The sequence below is a fragment of the Campylobacter ureolyticus genome (assembly GCF_027277485.1).
Taxonomy (GTDB): Bacteria; Campylobacterota; Campylobacteria; order Campylobacterales; family Campylobacteraceae; genus Campylobacter_B; species Campylobacter_B ureolyticus_B.
In genome coordinates, this window is the sequence record NZ_JAPXGQ010000010.1 from 1 (window position 1) to 15,833 (window position 15,833).

Genomic DNA, 15,833 nt, shown 5'->3' on the forward strand with positions numbered 1-15,833 from the left:
AGTAATTCATACCACTACCTAAATCTTGTATAATTTCATAATTAAAGCCTTGTTTAGAACAATATAATTCTAATACTTGAATTTGTCTAATTAAATCATCTTTTTGGTCGTGAGAACTTACTCTTGCATAAGCTATAGTTTTTAGGTTGTCATTGTTAAAAGTTATGTTTTTATTGATATTTTTTAGTGTTTCAAGCTTATATCTACGCTCCCCACCTTTGGTTAATTCATCAGGTTTTAGCAACTCTTTTTTATCCCAGTTTCTAAGTGTTTGTATAGTTACACCAAGAACTTTTGAAGCTTGTCCTATTGATAGTAATTTATTCATAAGTGAAATTATAACAAATTTAAAAATATTTATCAATATAAATTATATAAAATATATATATTATTTTATATAATTTTATAGAATTTATGTTTCAGTTACTTACCCTTTGGTTATTAATCTTGATCTTAATAAAAAAATAAACTTAAGAGGACTTAATAAGCAGCTTACTTTTGGGATATTTGCCAAATCAGATGAATTATTTGACTTTTATAACTATTTTAAAGATAATTTTTCAGCAGAATTTTATGGCGTTTTAAATTATACAAGAATTCCAGGCGGACACAGACCGGATAAAAACTCCTTAGAACTAGGACTAATAAAGGCGTTTGAGTATTATAAAAAAATTATAACTCAATAGATTTAGCTAGTGAGAGTGAAAACATCCAATAGCTATTTTGGCTTAGGCATAAAATCAATAATTATTTCTAAGAATTTTACTATAAAAAATTAGTAATCATTGTTAAATAATGGATGTTCAATTATCCAAAGTATCAATAGAGAAAGAGTTTACAACTATATTAATTTCTTATATTGAAGATGATAATATTAAATTTTTTAATAAAAAAATTAAAAAATAAACTATTGAAATAATCAAAAAATAGAAAGTTATAAACAAATATTATATATTTTAAATAATATCGAATTACTTTATAAGCACTCAATAAAAATATTTTTTCTTGTAAAGATTTTAAAATTGACATAAGATAATAAAATATCTTATGTCAATAGAGAGTTTTGTAAAAATTACTTTATTTGTAATTCACGTTCAAATATCGGATATGGCTTAGTAAAAGATTGATCTTGTACTAAAAGTCTTTTTTGAAGTTCAGGTTGAATTAAGTAATAATCAAGTTTGGCTTTGATTGTTTTTGTTCCTTTTGGAAATACAATCTCAAATTCTCTTGATTCATTTGGTTTTAAAGTGGTATCTCTATCCATCATTTCAGCACTATATGAAAGAGTTACAAAGCCTGTTTTACTTCTATATGTTTTTTCAAAGCTCAGTTTTTTTTCTCCTAGCACTTTAGAGCTTTTATCATAAAATACTATGTTAAGTTCTAAAGATCTACCACTAAATCCGCTTGGCATATTGTGGGCAATTTTATTGATAACACTCATTTTGGCTGTTTTGTTGTCTATTTGATTAATTTTAAAATCAAAGGCATTTGATAGAATATTTGGATTGTTTCTTGCGCTTGAAAAAAGATGTGGTCTTGTTTTTCTAAAAACTGCATTATCAGGTTCAATGTTTGGTGATATTATTTCTCTTCCTTCTTTTCCCATGTGGCAGTCTGCACAAAGCTCTGTTGAACCAGCACTTGCTAACTCATTTCCTGTATTATATATTGAGTATTTACTTTTTCCTCCCTTTCCTTGATGACAAGATAGGCATAAGTCATTGTTATCTTTAAAGAAGTCCCTTTTGTAGCTTAAGTGAAACTCTTTGCCTCTTTGGTGATCATCATCAAACGGTCCAACTATAATATCTCCATTTACCCAATTAAAATTTTGATACCCTATCTGTGAATCATCTTCTCTTGGTTTTATACTATCTACGTTGTGACAGATATAGCAACTAATTCCGTTTTGAATATGTTTTACTTTAAGTGAGCTATCAACGTATTCAGTTTCTTTTGTGTTCAATTCAAAAGTTTTGGCCAAAACATAATTACTACTTACGTCTTTTACATCAAGTCTTGGATTGTGGCAGTTTGAACAACCAACCAATGTTTGTTCGTATGTTTGAAAGCTATCTATACTTACAAGTTTTGCACTTTTTGCAAAAAGTTCATTGTTTTTTTCATGTGAGAGTGCATGAACTGATGTTTTCCACATGCTATACTGGGAATTGTGGCATTGGCTACAGGCTTTTGGATCTGTAAATTTTTCAATAACTTGTGCATTTAAAGAAAATACCATAATAAAAAATAAAAATATTAAGCGCATAAAATTTCCTTCAATTTTAATTTTATAGTTAATTATACTAAAAAAATATAAAAATATACATAAAGTCGGTAAAAAATCTATGTCTTAAAAAAAATTAATATTAATTAAAAATTTTTTTAAGACAAGTTTAAAAAACTTGTCTTATTTTAAGCTAAATGTTGCTTTGTAAATTTGATAAGGTTTTGTGTATTTTTCATCATTTACTATAATTCTTTCTTGAAGTTTTGGTGATAGAACATAGTATAAAACCTCAACTTTTGCAGAGCTTACATGAAGAGGAGCGTCAATTTCTATATTTCTATCTTCATATGCTTTTAAGGTTGTATCAGATATAAGTTTATCCGCGCTATATGAAAGAGTTATAACTCCAAGTTTGTTATGATAAATTTTTTCAAGATTTATATTTTGTGATTTTATTTCTTTTGCACTCTTGTCAAAAAATGTAATTTTTATGGTTATATTTCTTCCACTAAAACCACTTGGAAGATTGTGCGATGTTAAATTTGTAACATTTAAATTTACTTTATTTTGAGCTATTTTTTTAAGATCTATTTTTAAAGAATCATTTAAAATCTCAGAACTATTTCTAACACCTGCAAAAAGGTGAGCTCTAAGATTTCTTACTTTGGCTGTTTCTGGTTTTGAATGAGGAGATATTACTCCTTTTGTAGTAGGTTTCATATGGCAATCTACACATCTTTGTGCATCACCACTTTGTAAATGCTCATCACCTGTATTGTAAATAGCCAAAGGATTATTTAAAGCAGTTCCTTGATGACAAGATAAACATAAATCATTTCCATTTACAAAATATTCTCTTTGTGAACTTTTGTGAAAGCCAGCTCTATTATCTGGATCTTCATAAGGGCCAACAATAGTCTCATCTTTTGTCCATTCAAAATTTTTATATCCTACTTGGTTTTCAGAATTTTTTATTTTTATATTATCAACATTGTGGCAGATATAACAACTTATTCCATTTTGTATGTGCTCAACACCCAAAGCTTCATCTATTTTTTCAGTTTTTTGGGTTTTTAAATCAAAAGTTTTTGCTATTGTGTAAACATCATCAATTTCTTTTATCTCAAGCCTTGGATTATGACAATTTGAACAAGACACTAAAACCTCTGCATGACCTTTACTTATTTCAAGTGATACAAATTTCACGCTTTTTTCATAAAGCTCATTGTTTTTTTCATGCGAAAGCGAGTGAAGTGATGTTTTCCATGCACTAAATTGCTCATTGTGACAGGATTTACAGTTTTCAGGTTTTGTAAAACGCTCAATGATTTCAGCATTTCCAAAAACAATAGCAAATAAAATACAAATTAATACTCTCATAAAAGTACCTTTTCATAAAAAAATTATTTTAACACTTGCGAAATTTAAAAATCCAAAAAACACCTTTTTTAGTTTTTTAATATTGATAATTTCAATTGTTAAAATTTTCAAAATTATAGCATAAATAATCAAAATAAGTATATAAAATAGATGAATATTAAAAAGTTTTAGATAAAATAGGCATCTCTAATAATTTTTTAAAGGTAAATATTTTGAAAAAAGTTCATTTTATAGGTATTGGTGGAATTGGAATTTCAGCAATTGCAAGATTTTTAAAAGAAAAAGATTTTATTATAAGTGGTTCTGATATCAGTGAAAGTGAAACTGTAAGAGATTTAAGAAATGAAGGGATGAAAATTTCAACTCCCCATTCAAAAAAAAATATTACAGATCAAGATTTTGTAGTTTATTCAGCTGCCATAAAATCAGATAATGAAGAGCTTTTAGAGGCAAATAAAAAGGGGATAAAATGTTATTCAAGAAAAGAAATTTTACCTTTTGTTTTAAAAGATAAAAAGGTTTTTTCAGTTGCTGGAGCTCACGGTAAGAGTACCACTTCAGCAATGCTTTCAAGCTTGATTGAGGGGAGTGTTATAATCGGAGCTATTTCAAAGCAGTTTGGCTCAAATATGAAATATTTTGAAAGCGATAAGATAGTTTTTGAAGCAGATGAAAGCGATAGCAGTTTTTTAAATTCAAATCCTTACTTGGCTGTTGTAACAAATGCTGAACCAGAGCATATGGAACATTATGATTTTAGTATAGAAAAATTTCATGCTGCTTATAAGGGTTTTTTAGAAAGAGCTGAAATTTGTGTTATAAACGCAGAGGATGAGTTTTTAGGAAGTTTAAAAAAAGAGTGCATTAAACTTTTTCCAAGCAAGGATATAGAAGATATTAAACTTGTTTTAAGGGATTATGAGCCATATATGAGTTTTAGGCTTAAAAATTTAGGAAGATTTGAAGTTTTTGGTATTGGCGAGCATATCGCAATTGATGCAAGCCTTGCTATTTTGGCGGCAAGTTCTCAAATAGGGCTTGAAGAAATTAGAAAAAATTTAACATTTTATAAAGGCATAAAAAAAAGATTTGACATTTTGGTTGCAAAAAAAGACTTTGTTTTAATAGATGATTACGCCCATCATCCAACTGAAATAAAAGCAACTTTAAAAAGTGTAAAAGAATATGCAAAACTTTTAGGGATTAATAAAATAACAGCTATTTTTCAGCCACATAGATTTACAAGGCTTAAAGCAAATTTAAATGGCTTTAAAGAATGCTTTAAAGAATGTGATGATTTAGTTATTTTGCCAGTTTATAGTGCTGGAGAAAGCGATAATGGTATTTCATTAAAAGATGAGTTTTCACACTTAAATCCACTTTTTGCAAACTTTGTAAAAAGAGTAGATAATCATATAGAATTTAGTGATATTTATGATGTTAAGCATATTTTAAATGAAGGTATTGTTGTTGGGTTTGGTGCTGGAGATATATCAAATCAGCTAAGGCAAAAAATATGAGATATATTATTTTTATAGCTTTAATAATTTTTATTTTAATAATTTTAAGCTTAGAAAATTTAAGTAAAAAAATTAAAGCTTTGATTATATCAATTTTAGTTTTAATTGCACTATTTGGGTATTTTTTTGAGATTAATAGCGAAGAAAAAAGTTCAAATTTAGACACAATAATAACTGCATTTTTACAAGGCCAGACAATAAAATGCGGAAAAATAGATGCAAATTTAACAAATTTTGACTATCTTCCTGCAACGAAAAGTTTAAGTGCTAAAAGAGATGTGTCTGAAAATTTTAAAAATTTAATATTTGACATAAAAGATTGCAAGGTTTTAGATGGAAATATTTAAAAAACTTGATTTAGATGAATATTTAGCTGAGTTTAATTCATATCTTGCAAGAAAAAAATCACTTTTTTTAGAAGGTGATAGTAAAACTTATTATGATTGGATAGAAGAAATAACAAAATTTGATATTTCACTTTGTGAAAATATCTCAAATTTAGATGACGCGTTAATGAGAATTTCTAAATCGGGCATTTTACATATAAGCGAAATCTATGAAATTTCAAAAATTATAAAATATTTTAACTATATAAAAAAAATTGAGTTTAATGGAAGTTTTGCAAACTGGCTTTTAAAAATAGAAATTCCAGAAGTTATAACGGAAATATCAAATTATTTTGATGAAAAAGGTGAGTTTAAAGATAGTGTTGACGAGAGGTTTTTTGCTTTTAAAAGTGCTTTTAACATTAAAAAAGATGAGATTAACTCGCAACTTAAAAAGTTAATTTATACAAAAAGTTTAACGCCATATTTAGTAGATACTCAAATTCATTATATAAATGATAGTGAAACACTTTTAGTAAGGGGTGGGTTTAATCACGCTTTAAAAGGAAGTGTTGTAGCAAGAAGTAGTGGCGGGTATTTTTATGTTTTGCCTAGTGCAATATCAAAACTAAAAAGCGAACAAGCTGAAATTTTAGATAAAATTGAGGAAATAACCTATGAACACTGCAAGAGAATTTCAGGTATTTTTAATAAAAATTTAAGCTTTTTAAGATTTATAAATAAATCATTTGATCGTATTGATAGCGTTGTGGCAAGGGCAAATTTTGCTAAAAGCAAAGACTATGAGTTTATTTTGCCGTCAAATTCAAACGAAATTATTATAAAGGATTTTGCTCATCCAATACTTAAAAATCCAAAAAAAGTAAGTGTAAATTTTACTAAAAATATACTTTTAATAACTGGTGTAAATGCGGGTGGAAAAAGTATGCTTTTAAAATCAATTTTAAGCGTAGCACTACTCTCAAAGTATTTACTTCCTATGAGAATCGATGCAAATAAAAGCAAAATTGGCTCTTTTAAAGAGTTTTCGCTTATCATGGAAGATCCGCAAAACTCTAAAAATGATATTTCAACTTTTGCTGGAAGAATGCTAAGTTTTTCAAAACTTTTTGGTAAAAAAAACTTTCTTTTAGGGATTGATGAGATAGAACTTGGAACTGATTTTGAAGAAGCAGCAAGCCTTTATGCTGTTATAATCGAGCATCTTTTAAAACAAAATATAAAAATGGTTATTACAACTCATCATAAGCGTTTAGCTATGATTTTGGCTAAAAATAGCGATGTGGGGCTTGTCGCTGCACTTTATGATGAAAAAAAATCTCTTCCAAAATATGAATTTTTAGAAGGTACGATAGGAAAATCATATGCTTTTGAAACAGCTTTAAGATATGGAATCTCACCAAATATTGTAAAAAATGCAAAAGAACTTTACGGAGATGAAAAAGAAAATTTAAACGAAGCTATCAGTAAGACTTTAAATTTGGAGTTAAAACTAAAAGAGGAGCTAAAAAAAACCTCTCAAAAGCAAAATAAATTAGATGATTTATTAACTAGTCTAAAAAATCAAAAAGAAAATTATGAAAATGCTCAAAAAGAGATAATTTCAAAACTTGAATTAGAATATTATAAAGCCATAAATGAGGCTAAAAAAGGTATAAATTTACAAGATACAAAAGACAAACAAAGAAGTATTAATAAAGCAAACGAGTTTAAAAAAGCTATAAAAAAACCTGAATTTAAAGCTGAAAATGAGACATTTGAAGTTGGTGATTATGTAAAATATGGTTTATTAAAAGGAACTATTTCAAAGCTTAATAGAACAGATGCTATAATTCTAACGGATGATTTAAGTCTTAGAGTTCCTTTAAAGCTTCTTAAAAAAAGCAACTTTAAACCTATAAATCAAAAATCAAAGATAAAAATAAGTATAGAGAAACCACAAAAACCAGATTTAGTTTTAGATTTACATGGTCAAAGAGTTGAAGAGGCTTTAAATAATTTAGATAAATTTATCTCAGATAGCCTTTTAATGGGGTTTGATGAGGTTATCATAAAACATGGAATAGGAACAGGCAAACTATCAAAAGCGGTTAAAAATTTTTTAAATTCTCATCCGAGTGTAAAATCATATAGAGATGGAGCACCAAACGAGGGCGGTTTTGGATCAAAAGTAGTTAGTTTATGATAAAAAACTTTAAATTAAATCTTAAAAGCAGAATTTGAAATGAGTTCATTTTTACAAGGTGTTTTGCTTGGTTTTGGTGTAGCAGTGCCAATTGGTCCTTTAAATATTTTAATAATGTCATATGCTTTTACAAGTTATTCAAAAGCTCTTTGTTTGGGGCTTGGAGCGATGAGCACTGATGTTTTTTATTTAATACTTATTAGTTTTGGAGTTTTGCACTTATTAAACACTCCAATAACTTTAAAAATAGTTGCTATTTTTGGAAGTTTGTTTTTGATTTATATGGCTTTTGGTCTTATAAAAGATGCAAATAAAGACATCAATACAAAATCAAATTTAAAGTCAAAAGGATATTTAAATACTTATTTTAAAGGATGTTTTTTAAATTTAACAAATCCTTATGTGATAATTTTTTGGTTTAGTATGGCAGCAATTATAACTAGTACAAATAATTTATCATTAACACTTTTTGGACTTATTGTAGGAATTTTAAGCTGGATTTTAGTTTTTCCACTTATTATTTACAAAAGTAAAAATTTCATAAGTAAAAAAATTATGAGAGCACTAGCTTATTTTTCAGCTTTTGTGTTGTTGTTTTTTGCTTTAAATTTATTGTATCAGCATTTTTTTAAGGAAATTTTATGAAAAAAGAGATAGATCAAGAACTTTCGCTTTTAACAGAACTTTTAAAATTTAAATCAATTACTCCTAATGACGATGGTTGTTTAAACTATATAGCTATGCTTTTTGTGGATTTTGAAACTAAATTTATAGAAAAAAATGGAGTTAAAAACCTTTTTTTAAAAAAGAAATTTGGTGATGGCGATCACCTTTGTTTTGCAGGGCATGTCGATGTTGTGCCACCAGGACAAGGTTGGCAAAGCGATCCATTTAAACCAGTAATTAAAGATGGCTATATCTATGCTAGAGGTTCGCAAGATATGAAAAGTGGCGTTGCTGCATTTTTATCAGCGATTTTAGAAACAGATGATTTTGATGGAACTTTAAGCATACTTTTAACAAGCGATGAAGAAGGGGAAGCTATTTATGGAACTATGGAGGTTTTAAAATATTTAGATGAGATAGGTGAACTTCCTGATTATGCTGTTGTGGCTGAGCCAACTTCTGATATAAAATTTGGAGATACAATAAAAGTTGGAAGAAGAGGGTCAATTAATGGCATATTAACTATAAAAGGCAAACAAGGACATGCTGCTTATCCAAATAAATGCATTAACCCAGCTCATATTTTAGCAACTAAATTTAATGAGTTTGCTGGATTTAATTTAGATAATGGTGATGAGTTTTTTGAGCCAAGCAAAATTGTAATTACCGATATTCGTGGTGGCATGGAAGTTTGTAATGTCACTCCAAATGAAGTAAAAATTATGTTTAATGTAAGAAATGGAATGCTTACAAATTTAGAAAAAGTTGAAAATTATATCAAAAATTTATATGATGGTTATGAAATAGATTTAAAAATTTCAGCTTCATCTTTTCCTTTTATTACCTCAAAAAACTCTAAAATCATTAAAAATTTAAGTAAAAGTGTGGAAAAAATATCTAGCATTAAGCCCAAGCTAAACACAGCTGGCGGAACAAGTGATGCAAAATATTTTGCAAAATTTGGCGTTGAGTGTGCTGAGTTTGGTGTGATAAATGATAGAATTCATAGTCTAGATGAAAGAGTTAGCATAGATGAATATAAAAATTTATGTAAAATTTTTAAAGATTTAATACAAAATTTCAACTAAGGAGAAAAAATGAAAGTTATAAAAACATTAGAAGCACCAGCGGCAATTGGTCCATATTCGCAAGCTATTAAGGCAAATGGATTTTTATTTGTTTCGGGACAAATTCCACTAACTCCAAATGGCGAACTTGCAGGGGATGATATAAAAGCTCAAACAAAACAAGTTTTAAAAAACTTAAAAGCGATTTTAAAAGAGGCTGATTTATCACTAAAAGATACAGTAAAAACAACAATTTTTTTAAAAAGTATGGATGATTTTTCTATAGTAAATGAAATTTATGCACAAGCTTTTGGAGAGCATAAACCAGCTAGAAGCACGATTGAGATTTCAAAACTTCCAAAAGATGTTTTAGTAGAAATAGAGCTTATTGCAAAAGTATAAAATGATAAGAAGTTTCACTATTTTTTTATTTTTTTCTTTATTTGTTTTTGCAGATGAGCCAAATTTACAGTTAGGCTTAGATGAAAATTTATCTACAAAATTAGATGATTTTTCATCCTTTAGTGCAAAACCTTTAAAAAATTGCGTTAAAACGGCATATTTTGCAAAGCTAAAAAGTGGTGAAAATTTACAGTATTGCGACCTTGGAGAGCTTTCATTTCACTCTATGGATGAGGATATTTTATTTAGTTCTATAAAAGTGATTGATAATAAAACCTTGTCCTTAATACCTGCTTTAAAAGCTAATTATGTAGCGAATGAAAAAGGTGAGTTTGCTTTTTTAAATAAAGATGACGCATTTAGTTTTGCAAATAAATTTGGTGGCGAAATAACTGATTTTGATAATGCATTTGACAAAGCCTATATAAGACAAAGTAAAACAAAAGAAGATAAATTTAATCAAGCAATGGCTAAGAGAATTTATGAAAAAAGGTGCGAAAAGCTATCAAAAAGTGATTATAAATTTATAAATGAATTAAAAATTGATATTTTAAAAAAGTGTAAAAATTTATACCATGATGATGAGTTAGAAAATTTTGAAAATCTAAGTGGTATTTTAGAGGATATTTTTGATGAAAAAAAAGCAGATCTTGTAGCAAAATATATTTGGTTTTTTGAAAAGCAAAAAGATGAATTAAAAATAGAATTTTCTAAAACTGATAGATGTCCAATTTGTGGAATGTTTGTCTATAAATATCCAAAATGGGTAGTTGTAGTTAATTTGGAAGATAAAACTTTTCATTTTGATGGTGCAAAAGACATGATGAAATTTATCTTAAAAAATGAAAATATAAAAAATAAAGCTAGCATTTTAATAAGAGATTATTACACTCAAAAAGTGATTGATGCAAAAAAAGCTTTTTTTGTTGCAGGAAGCGATGTTTTAGGCCCTATGGGAAATGAGCTAATTGCTTTTGAAACGTATGAAAGTGCAAGAACTTTTAGGCTCGAACATGGCGGAACTGAAATTTATAAATTTGATGAGATTGTAAACTCAGTAACTTGTGCTTTAGATGGAAGAAGTTGTGAATAATAAATTTATTTTTTTAGTTATTTTTGTATTTGGATTTTTATTTGCTGAGGTAGTTTATTTAAACTCAAGAGATGAACATTTGGATGAAAAGCTGGAATTTGTAAAATTAACCAAAACAAATAGTTTTGCATTTTATAACGAAACTCCATATTTAAGGCATCAGTTTTCTTATGAGATAAATGATGTTTTTAGTTTTCATCCTGGCTTTAGAGAAGTAGAAATTGGCACTTTTGTAAACTCAGGCTATGCTAAAAAATTTATAAACAATAAAGAGTAAGTATGAAAAATATATTTAACTATACCTTAGCTTCAATTACAAGATATGGTTATAAAAACTTAACTATTACATTTATTTTTGGAGTTTTAGTTTGGCTTTTATCATCAGTTTTGATGATAACAAACTCACTAAATAATGAATACAAAAGCATTTCAAAAGAATTTCCTGATATTTTGGTAAGTAAGAGTTATGGTGGAAGAAGTTATTTAATAGAGGGAAATTTAACCAATGAGTTTTTGAAAATTGCTGGAGTAAAAAGTGCAAAAGGGCGTGTCTGGGGGCAATATTATTTTGAAAGAAATAGGGTTTATTTAAGTATTTTTGGCATAAAAAGCTTTGAAGAGCAGTACCAAAAAGAGATAGAAAAAATAGCCGAAGTTTTTAACGAAAGTAAAAATCCACCTTTTATGATAACTTCAAAAAGTATTTTAAAAGTTTTAGAAGCAGATTTAAAACTTTATAAAAGTGTGCCATTTTTTACACCAGAAAACAGTATGATAAAAGTAAATGTTGGCGGGGTTTATAAATTTAACCACTCTTTGGAAAACAACGACATAATACTGCTTGATGAAGATGTTGCAAGAGAAATTTTAGGTATTAAAAAACCATATTTTAGTGATATAACCATAGATGTTTCAAATCCTTCAGAGGTTGATTTTATAGCCAAAAAAATAGCCATTTCAAACTCAAATTTAAAGGTCATTACAAAAGATTCTATGTTAAAACAATATCAGCTTTTATTCGATTATAAAAGTGGGCTTTTTTTAATGCTTTTTATGATATGTTTTGTAACATTTGCAACCGTTTTATATGATAAAGCAAGTGGTTTAAGAAGTGAAGAAAAAAGAGAAATAGGCATTTTAAAGGCTCTTGGCTGGGAAATTTCACATATTATAAATTATAAATTGATGGAAAGTTTAATTTTATCGGTTTTTGCTTTTGTTGTTGGCGTAAGTTTGGCAATATTTTTTGTCTATATTTTGCAAGCACCTTTTTTAAAACAAATTTTTGTAGGATATAGTGAGTTAAAATTTCCATTTGAACTTGTTTTTAATTTAAATTTTAAAATAATAGCGCTTCTGTTTTTTGTTACAGTGCCTTTATATGTGGCAGTTTGTATAATACCGGCATGGAAAATAGCCGTAAGTGATGCGGGTGAAATTTTAAGGTAGGTAAAATGGAAAATTTTATAGAAATAAAAAACATTACTAAAACTTTTAATGAAAATACAAGCCAAGAATTTACTCCACTTAAAAATATAAGTTTTAACATTAAAAAAAATGAGACATTTTTTTTAAAAGGGGTTAGCGGAAGTGGAAAAAGCACACTTTTAGGTCTTATTGCAGGGCTTTATAAGCCTACTTTTGGAGATATTGTAATTGGCGGAGAAAGTATATCCAAATTGTCTTTAAAATATGCTTCTAAATTTAGGAGAAAAAATATAGGCATTATTTTTCAAAATTTTAATTTAATTCCAACCTTAAGTGTGATTGATAATATTTTACTCCCAACTTTGCCTGATAAAAATGGAAATTTAGAGTATATAAAAGAGCTTCTAGACAGGTTTGGAATTTATTCAAAAATCAAATCAAAAGCCTTAAATTTAAGCGGTGGAGAGCAGCAAAGAGTTGCTATAATTAGGGCCTTAGTAAATAATCCAAGTATTATTTTAGCCGATGAGCCAACTGCAAATTTAGATAAAGCATTAAGTCAAAAACTTATAGAATATTTTTCTTTAATGAAAGATAAAACAATAATCATATCAACACATGATCCATTTTTATTAGAAAGTGGCTTAGGTAATGATTTTTATGAACTAAACAAGGATTAAAATGCTTATGTTGTCACCTTTTATAATAGCTTTTTTAGTTGTTGAGAGTTTAATAATTTTTTTTGGAACAATAGCTTTTGTATTTGCAATTAAAATTGTCAAAAACTACAACCCAAATATTCTTTCAAATTCTCAATATAACTTAGCAAAAAATGGATATTTGGTTTCAACCATTATATTTTTTATATTAGCAGTAAAAATTCCACTATTTTTATTTTTTGTTTGGACTATGGATGATATTTCATTTTTGGTTCCAGGCGCTATGTGTGCTGCTGGAATAGTTGATGCAACAAATTATGGTGTTTTTATGTTTGGAGTAAAAATTTTGAATCTTTTCTTTTTAAGTGGCTGGATATTAATAAATAAAGAAGACTCTAAAACTAAGAATTCCATTTTTTTAAAGCTTAAATTTAAATTTTTTATACCATTATTCTTGCTTTTAGTTTTAGAATTTATTTTAGAAATTTTACATTTTAGTGGCATAAATTTAAGTGAACCTGTGGTTTGTTGTAGTGATATTTTTAGACAAACTGGACTTCACGATATGAAATTTTGGCATAAAGATAGTTTTATTTTGGGTATTTTTTACATTTTATTTTTTTTAAATTTTATATCTGCACACTACAAAGCTGATCTTTTGATAAGTATTTTTACATTTTTGTTTATACCATCTACAATCTATGCAATCATTAGGTTTTTTTCACCATACATTTATGAACTTCCTACTCATAAATGTCCATTTTGTATGCTTCAAGCAGATTATTATTATATTGGATACTTTATTTATGCGCTTATTTTTATAGGTGGAATTCCTGGATTTTTTATATTTATAATGGATTTGTTAAATGTAAAAATTTCAAATTTGTGGTATAAAATTTCTATGTTCGCAAATTTTATTTTAGTAATTTTACTAACTTATTATCCAATAAATTATTATATAAAAAATGGAGTTTGGCTTCAAAATTAATTAAAAAATTTGTAAAGCCAAATTAAATTTGGCTTTACTTTTTTATTCCAAAGAGGCTATTATATCACCACTTTCTACATTTCCACCAACTTTTACAAAAACTTCTTTTATAACGCCATCGCTTGGAGCATTTACTTCTATTTCCATTTTCATAGCCTCTAAAACAACAATTGGCTGGTTTTTCTTTACAGTTTCACCATTTTTAACAAGTACTTTATAAACATTTGCTGAAATTTCAGAAATTATGTCTTTGTTTGATGTTTGCCTTTTTTCTTCTTTTTTGTGAGTTTTGCCTGAGTTTAATTTTTCAATATTTTTAATGTTTAAGTCTTGATTATGACCTTTTGTAATTTGAACATTGTATTTTTCACCATTTACTATTATTGTATAATCACCTTGCTTAGCTGGTTTTGGTTCAAATTTTCCTTTTCTCACATTTACTTTTGCCTCGCCTTTTAGATATGTAATTCCTTTTTCTTTACATGCAAGAGCTATAAAAATGTTTTCTTCGGTTGTTTCTATATTTGCATGATCAAGTATTTTTTTAGCATATGCTATGCTTTTTGTAGAATCTTCATCGGCTATATCAATAGCAGCTCTTGTAGTTGGTTCTAAGCCTAGTTGTTTACTAGCAAGTTCTATAATTTTCTCATCAGCCTTAACAGGAGTTTTTCCAAAATATCCAAGCACCATTTTGCCATATCCTTCTGCTATTTTATTCCATTTTCCAAACATGACATTATTAAATGCTTGTTGGAAGTAAAACTGGCTAACTGGAGTTACACTTGTTCCAAATCCGCCTTTTTTAACAACCTCTCTCATCGCTTTTATAACTTCTGGAAATTTATGAAGAATATTATTATCTCTCATCATTTGAGTATTGGCAGTAAGAGCTCCACCTGGCATTGGAGAAAATGGAATAATAGGACTTACTTTTGTAGCTTCAGGTGGTAAAAAATACTCTTTCAAGCAGTCATTTAAAACATCTTCGTATTTCAATATCTTTTCACTATCAAGTCCACCTAAATCATAGTTTTTACCTTTTACAGCATGAAGCATGGTTAAAATATCTGGTTGGCTTGTGCCACCGCTCACAGGACTTGCTGCAAGGTCAATTCCATCAGCTCCTGCTTCGAGTGCAGCTAAATAACATGCTACGCTAACACCTGCAGTTTCGTGGGTATGAAGTCTAACGTGAGTATTTTGTGGAAGTAGTTTTCTAGCCATTTTTATAGTCTCATAGACTTTATTAGGGCTTGATGTTCCACTTGCATCTTTAAAGCATATACTATCAAAAGGAATCTCACTTTTTAAAATTTCTTTTAGAACTTTCTCATAAAATGATGCATCATGAGCTCCAACACACCCATTTGGTAAATCCATCATAGTAATTACTATTTCGTGTTTTAATCCATATTTTTTTATACATTGACCACTAAATTCTAAATTTTTAACATCATTTAATGCGTCGAAATTTCTAATTGTTGTAGTGCCGTGTTTTTTAAACATTTTAGCGTGTAAATCAACAATTTCACGGCTACCAGTATCAAGTGTGACTGTATTTACACCACGACTTAGAGTTTGAAGATTCGCCTCATCTCCTACAATGCTTCTAAATTTATCCATCATATCAAATGCATTTTCATTAAGATAAAAAAACAAGCTTTGAAATCTAGCTCCACCACCAAATTCAAAATGCGTAATACCTGCTTCTTTTGCCGCGCTAACTGCCGGTAAAAAATCATCCATTAAAACTCTAGCACCATAAACAGACTGAAAACCATCTCTAAAAGTTGTATCCATAACATCAATAAATTTTTTTGCCATTTTTTTGCCCTTTTGTCAAACTAATTTAGGATTGA

16 protein-coding genes are annotated in these 15,833 nt (G+C 27.9%); 12 read left to right on the top strand and 4 right to left on the bottom strand.

Annotated features, from left to right (window positions below; all coding sequences use genetic code 11):
* Positions 1-328 (bottom strand): MerR family DNA-binding transcriptional regulator (locus tag O6B72_RS06580; RefSeq protein WP_269492630.1); only part of this gene is annotated, 328 nt, incomplete at its 3' end.
* A 106-nt stretch (positions 329-434) separates the two neighbouring features.
* On the opposite strand from O6B72_RS06580, the gene O6B72_RS06585 reads away from it, so the two are divergent.
* On the top strand, positions 435-686 hold the full coding sequence (locus O6B72_RS06585; protein WP_269492631.1) for a hypothetical protein: 252 nt from the start codon (positions 435-437) through the stop codon (positions 684-686).
* Between the two features lie 386 nt (positions 687-1,072).
* Here the strand turns inward: O6B72_RS06585 and O6B72_RS06590 are convergent, their stop codons facing one another.
* A complete protein-coding gene (locus tag O6B72_RS06590; protein ID WP_269492632.1) occupies positions 1,073-2,275 on the bottom strand; it encodes a multiheme c-type cytochrome in 1,203 nt (400 codons plus the stop codon).
* A 141-nt stretch (positions 2,276-2,416) separates the two neighbouring features.
* Complete coding sequence (locus O6B72_RS06595) at positions 2,417-3,616, bottom strand: multiheme c-type cytochrome (RefSeq protein ID WP_269492633.1); 1,200 nt, start codon at positions 3,614-3,616, stop codon at positions 2,417-2,419.
* Between the two features lie 212 nt (positions 3,617-3,828).
* Between O6B72_RS06595 and murC the strand changes: the two genes are divergently transcribed.
* Genes murC through O6B72_RS06650 form a run of 11 tightly spaced genes read left to right on the top strand, consistent with a single transcriptional unit; the run spans position 3,829 to position 13,971 of the window.
* Entirely contained in the window at positions 3,829-5,136 is a 1,308-nt protein-coding gene (gene murC, locus O6B72_RS06600) for a UDP-N-acetylmuramate--L-alanine ligase (RefSeq protein ID WP_258299255.1), read from the top strand.
* Positions 5,133-5,483 (top strand): hypothetical protein, encoded by a 351-nt coding sequence (locus tag O6B72_RS06605; protein ID WP_269492634.1) that lies wholly within the window; start codon positions 5,133-5,135, stop codon positions 5,481-5,483. Before murC ends, O6B72_RS06605 begins: the two co-directional genes overlap by 4 nt.
* Complete coding sequence (locus O6B72_RS06610; protein WP_269492635.1) at positions 5,470-7,668, top strand: endonuclease MutS2; 2,199 nt, start codon at positions 5,470-5,472, stop codon at positions 7,666-7,668. Before O6B72_RS06605 ends, O6B72_RS06610 begins: the two co-directional genes overlap by 14 nt.
* Positions 7,669-7,707: 39 nt before the next feature.
* Positions 7,708-8,313 (top strand): LysE family translocator, encoded by a 606-nt coding sequence (locus O6B72_RS06615; RefSeq protein WP_258299180.1) that lies wholly within the window; start codon positions 7,708-7,710, stop codon positions 8,311-8,313.
* On the top strand, positions 8,310-9,422 hold the full coding sequence (gene dapE, locus O6B72_RS06620) for a succinyl-diaminopimelate desuccinylase (RefSeq protein ID WP_258299179.1): 1,113 nt from the start codon (positions 8,310-8,312) through the stop codon (positions 9,420-9,422). Before O6B72_RS06615 ends, dapE begins: the two co-directional genes overlap by 4 nt.
* Before the next feature lie 9 nt (positions 9,423-9,431).
* Positions 9,432-9,803, top strand: coding sequence for a RidA family protein (locus O6B72_RS06625; RefSeq protein ID WP_101636420.1), 372 nt, complete (start codon positions 9,432-9,434; stop codon positions 9,801-9,803).
* 1 nt (position 9,804) lies between these two features.
* Entirely contained in the window at positions 9,805-10,896 is a 1,092-nt protein-coding gene (locus O6B72_RS06630; protein ID WP_258299178.1) for a nitrous oxide reductase accessory protein NosL, read from the top strand.
* Positions 10,889-11,173 carry a hypothetical protein gene (locus O6B72_RS06635; RefSeq protein ID WP_258299177.1) on the top strand — a complete coding sequence of 95 codons (285 nt, stop codon included), beginning with the start codon at positions 10,889-10,891 and terminating at the stop codon, positions 11,171-11,173. The genes O6B72_RS06630 and O6B72_RS06635 overlap by 8 nt, the downstream gene beginning before the upstream one ends.
* Positions 11,174-11,175: 2 nt before the next feature.
* Positions 11,176-12,345, top strand: coding sequence for an ABC transporter permease (locus O6B72_RS06640; RefSeq protein ID WP_258299176.1), 1,170 nt, complete (start codon positions 11,176-11,178; stop codon positions 12,343-12,345).
* Positions 12,346-12,350: 5 nt separating this feature from the next.
* Complete coding sequence (locus O6B72_RS06645; protein ID WP_258299175.1) at positions 12,351-13,004, top strand: ABC transporter ATP-binding protein; 654 nt, start codon at positions 12,351-12,353, stop codon at positions 13,002-13,004.
* 7 nt (positions 13,005-13,011) lie between these two features.
* Complete coding sequence (locus O6B72_RS06650) at positions 13,012-13,971, top strand: hypothetical protein (RefSeq protein WP_258299182.1); 960 nt, start codon at positions 13,012-13,014, stop codon at positions 13,969-13,971.
* A 42-nt stretch (positions 13,972-14,013) separates the two neighbouring features.
* On the opposite strand, the gene O6B72_RS06655 is transcribed toward O6B72_RS06650, so the two are convergent.
* The gene (locus O6B72_RS06655; RefSeq protein WP_269492636.1) at positions 14,014-15,798 is read right to left on the bottom strand and encodes a biotin/lipoyl-containing protein; all 1,785 of its coding nucleotides are present in this window, start codon (positions 15,796-15,798) and stop codon (positions 14,014-14,016) included.
* Positions 15,799-15,833 lie beyond the last annotated feature (35 nt).

Excerpts from the sequence above, each read along its gene's own strand:
- dapE (WP_258299179.1), top strand. The coding sequence starts at position 8,310 with ATGAAAAAAGAGATAGATCAAGAACTTTCGCTTTTAACAGAACTTTTA.
- O6B72_RS06650 (WP_258299182.1), top strand. The coding sequence starts at position 13,012 with ATGTTGTCACCTTTTATAATAGCTTTTTTAGTTGTTGAGAGTTTAATA.
- O6B72_RS06655 (WP_269492636.1), bottom strand. The coding sequence starts at position 15,798 with ATGGCAAAAAAATTTATTGATGTTATGGATACAACTTTTAGAGATGGT.
- O6B72_RS06645 (WP_258299175.1), top strand. The coding sequence starts at position 12,351 with ATGGAAAATTTTATAGAAATAAAAAACATTACTAAAACTTTTAATGAA.
- O6B72_RS06625 (WP_101636420.1), top strand. The coding sequence starts at position 9,432 with ATGAAAGTTATAAAAACATTAGAAGCACCAGCGGCAATTGGTCCATAT.
- O6B72_RS06610 (WP_269492635.1), top strand. The coding sequence starts at position 5,470 with ATGGAAATATTTAAAAAACTTGATTTAGATGAATATTTAGCTGAGTTT.
- O6B72_RS06640 (WP_258299176.1), top strand. The coding sequence starts at position 11,176 with ATGAAAAATATATTTAACTATACCTTAGCTTCAATTACAAGATATGGT.
- O6B72_RS06605 (WP_269492634.1), top strand. The coding sequence starts at position 5,133 with ATGAGATATATTATTTTTATAGCTTTAATAATTTTTATTTTAATAATT.
- O6B72_RS06595 (WP_269492633.1), bottom strand. The coding sequence starts at position 3,616 with ATGAGAGTATTAATTTGTATTTTATTTGCTATTGTTTTTGGAAATGCT.
- O6B72_RS06590 (WP_269492632.1), bottom strand. The coding sequence starts at position 2,275 with ATGCGCTTAATATTTTTATTTTTTATTATGGTATTTTCTTTAAATGCA.
- O6B72_RS06630 (WP_258299178.1), top strand. The coding sequence starts at position 9,805 with ATGATAAGAAGTTTCACTATTTTTTTATTTTTTTCTTTATTTGTTTTT.
- O6B72_RS06615 (WP_258299180.1), top strand. The coding sequence starts at position 7,708 with ATGAGTTCATTTTTACAAGGTGTTTTGCTTGGTTTTGGTGTAGCAGTG.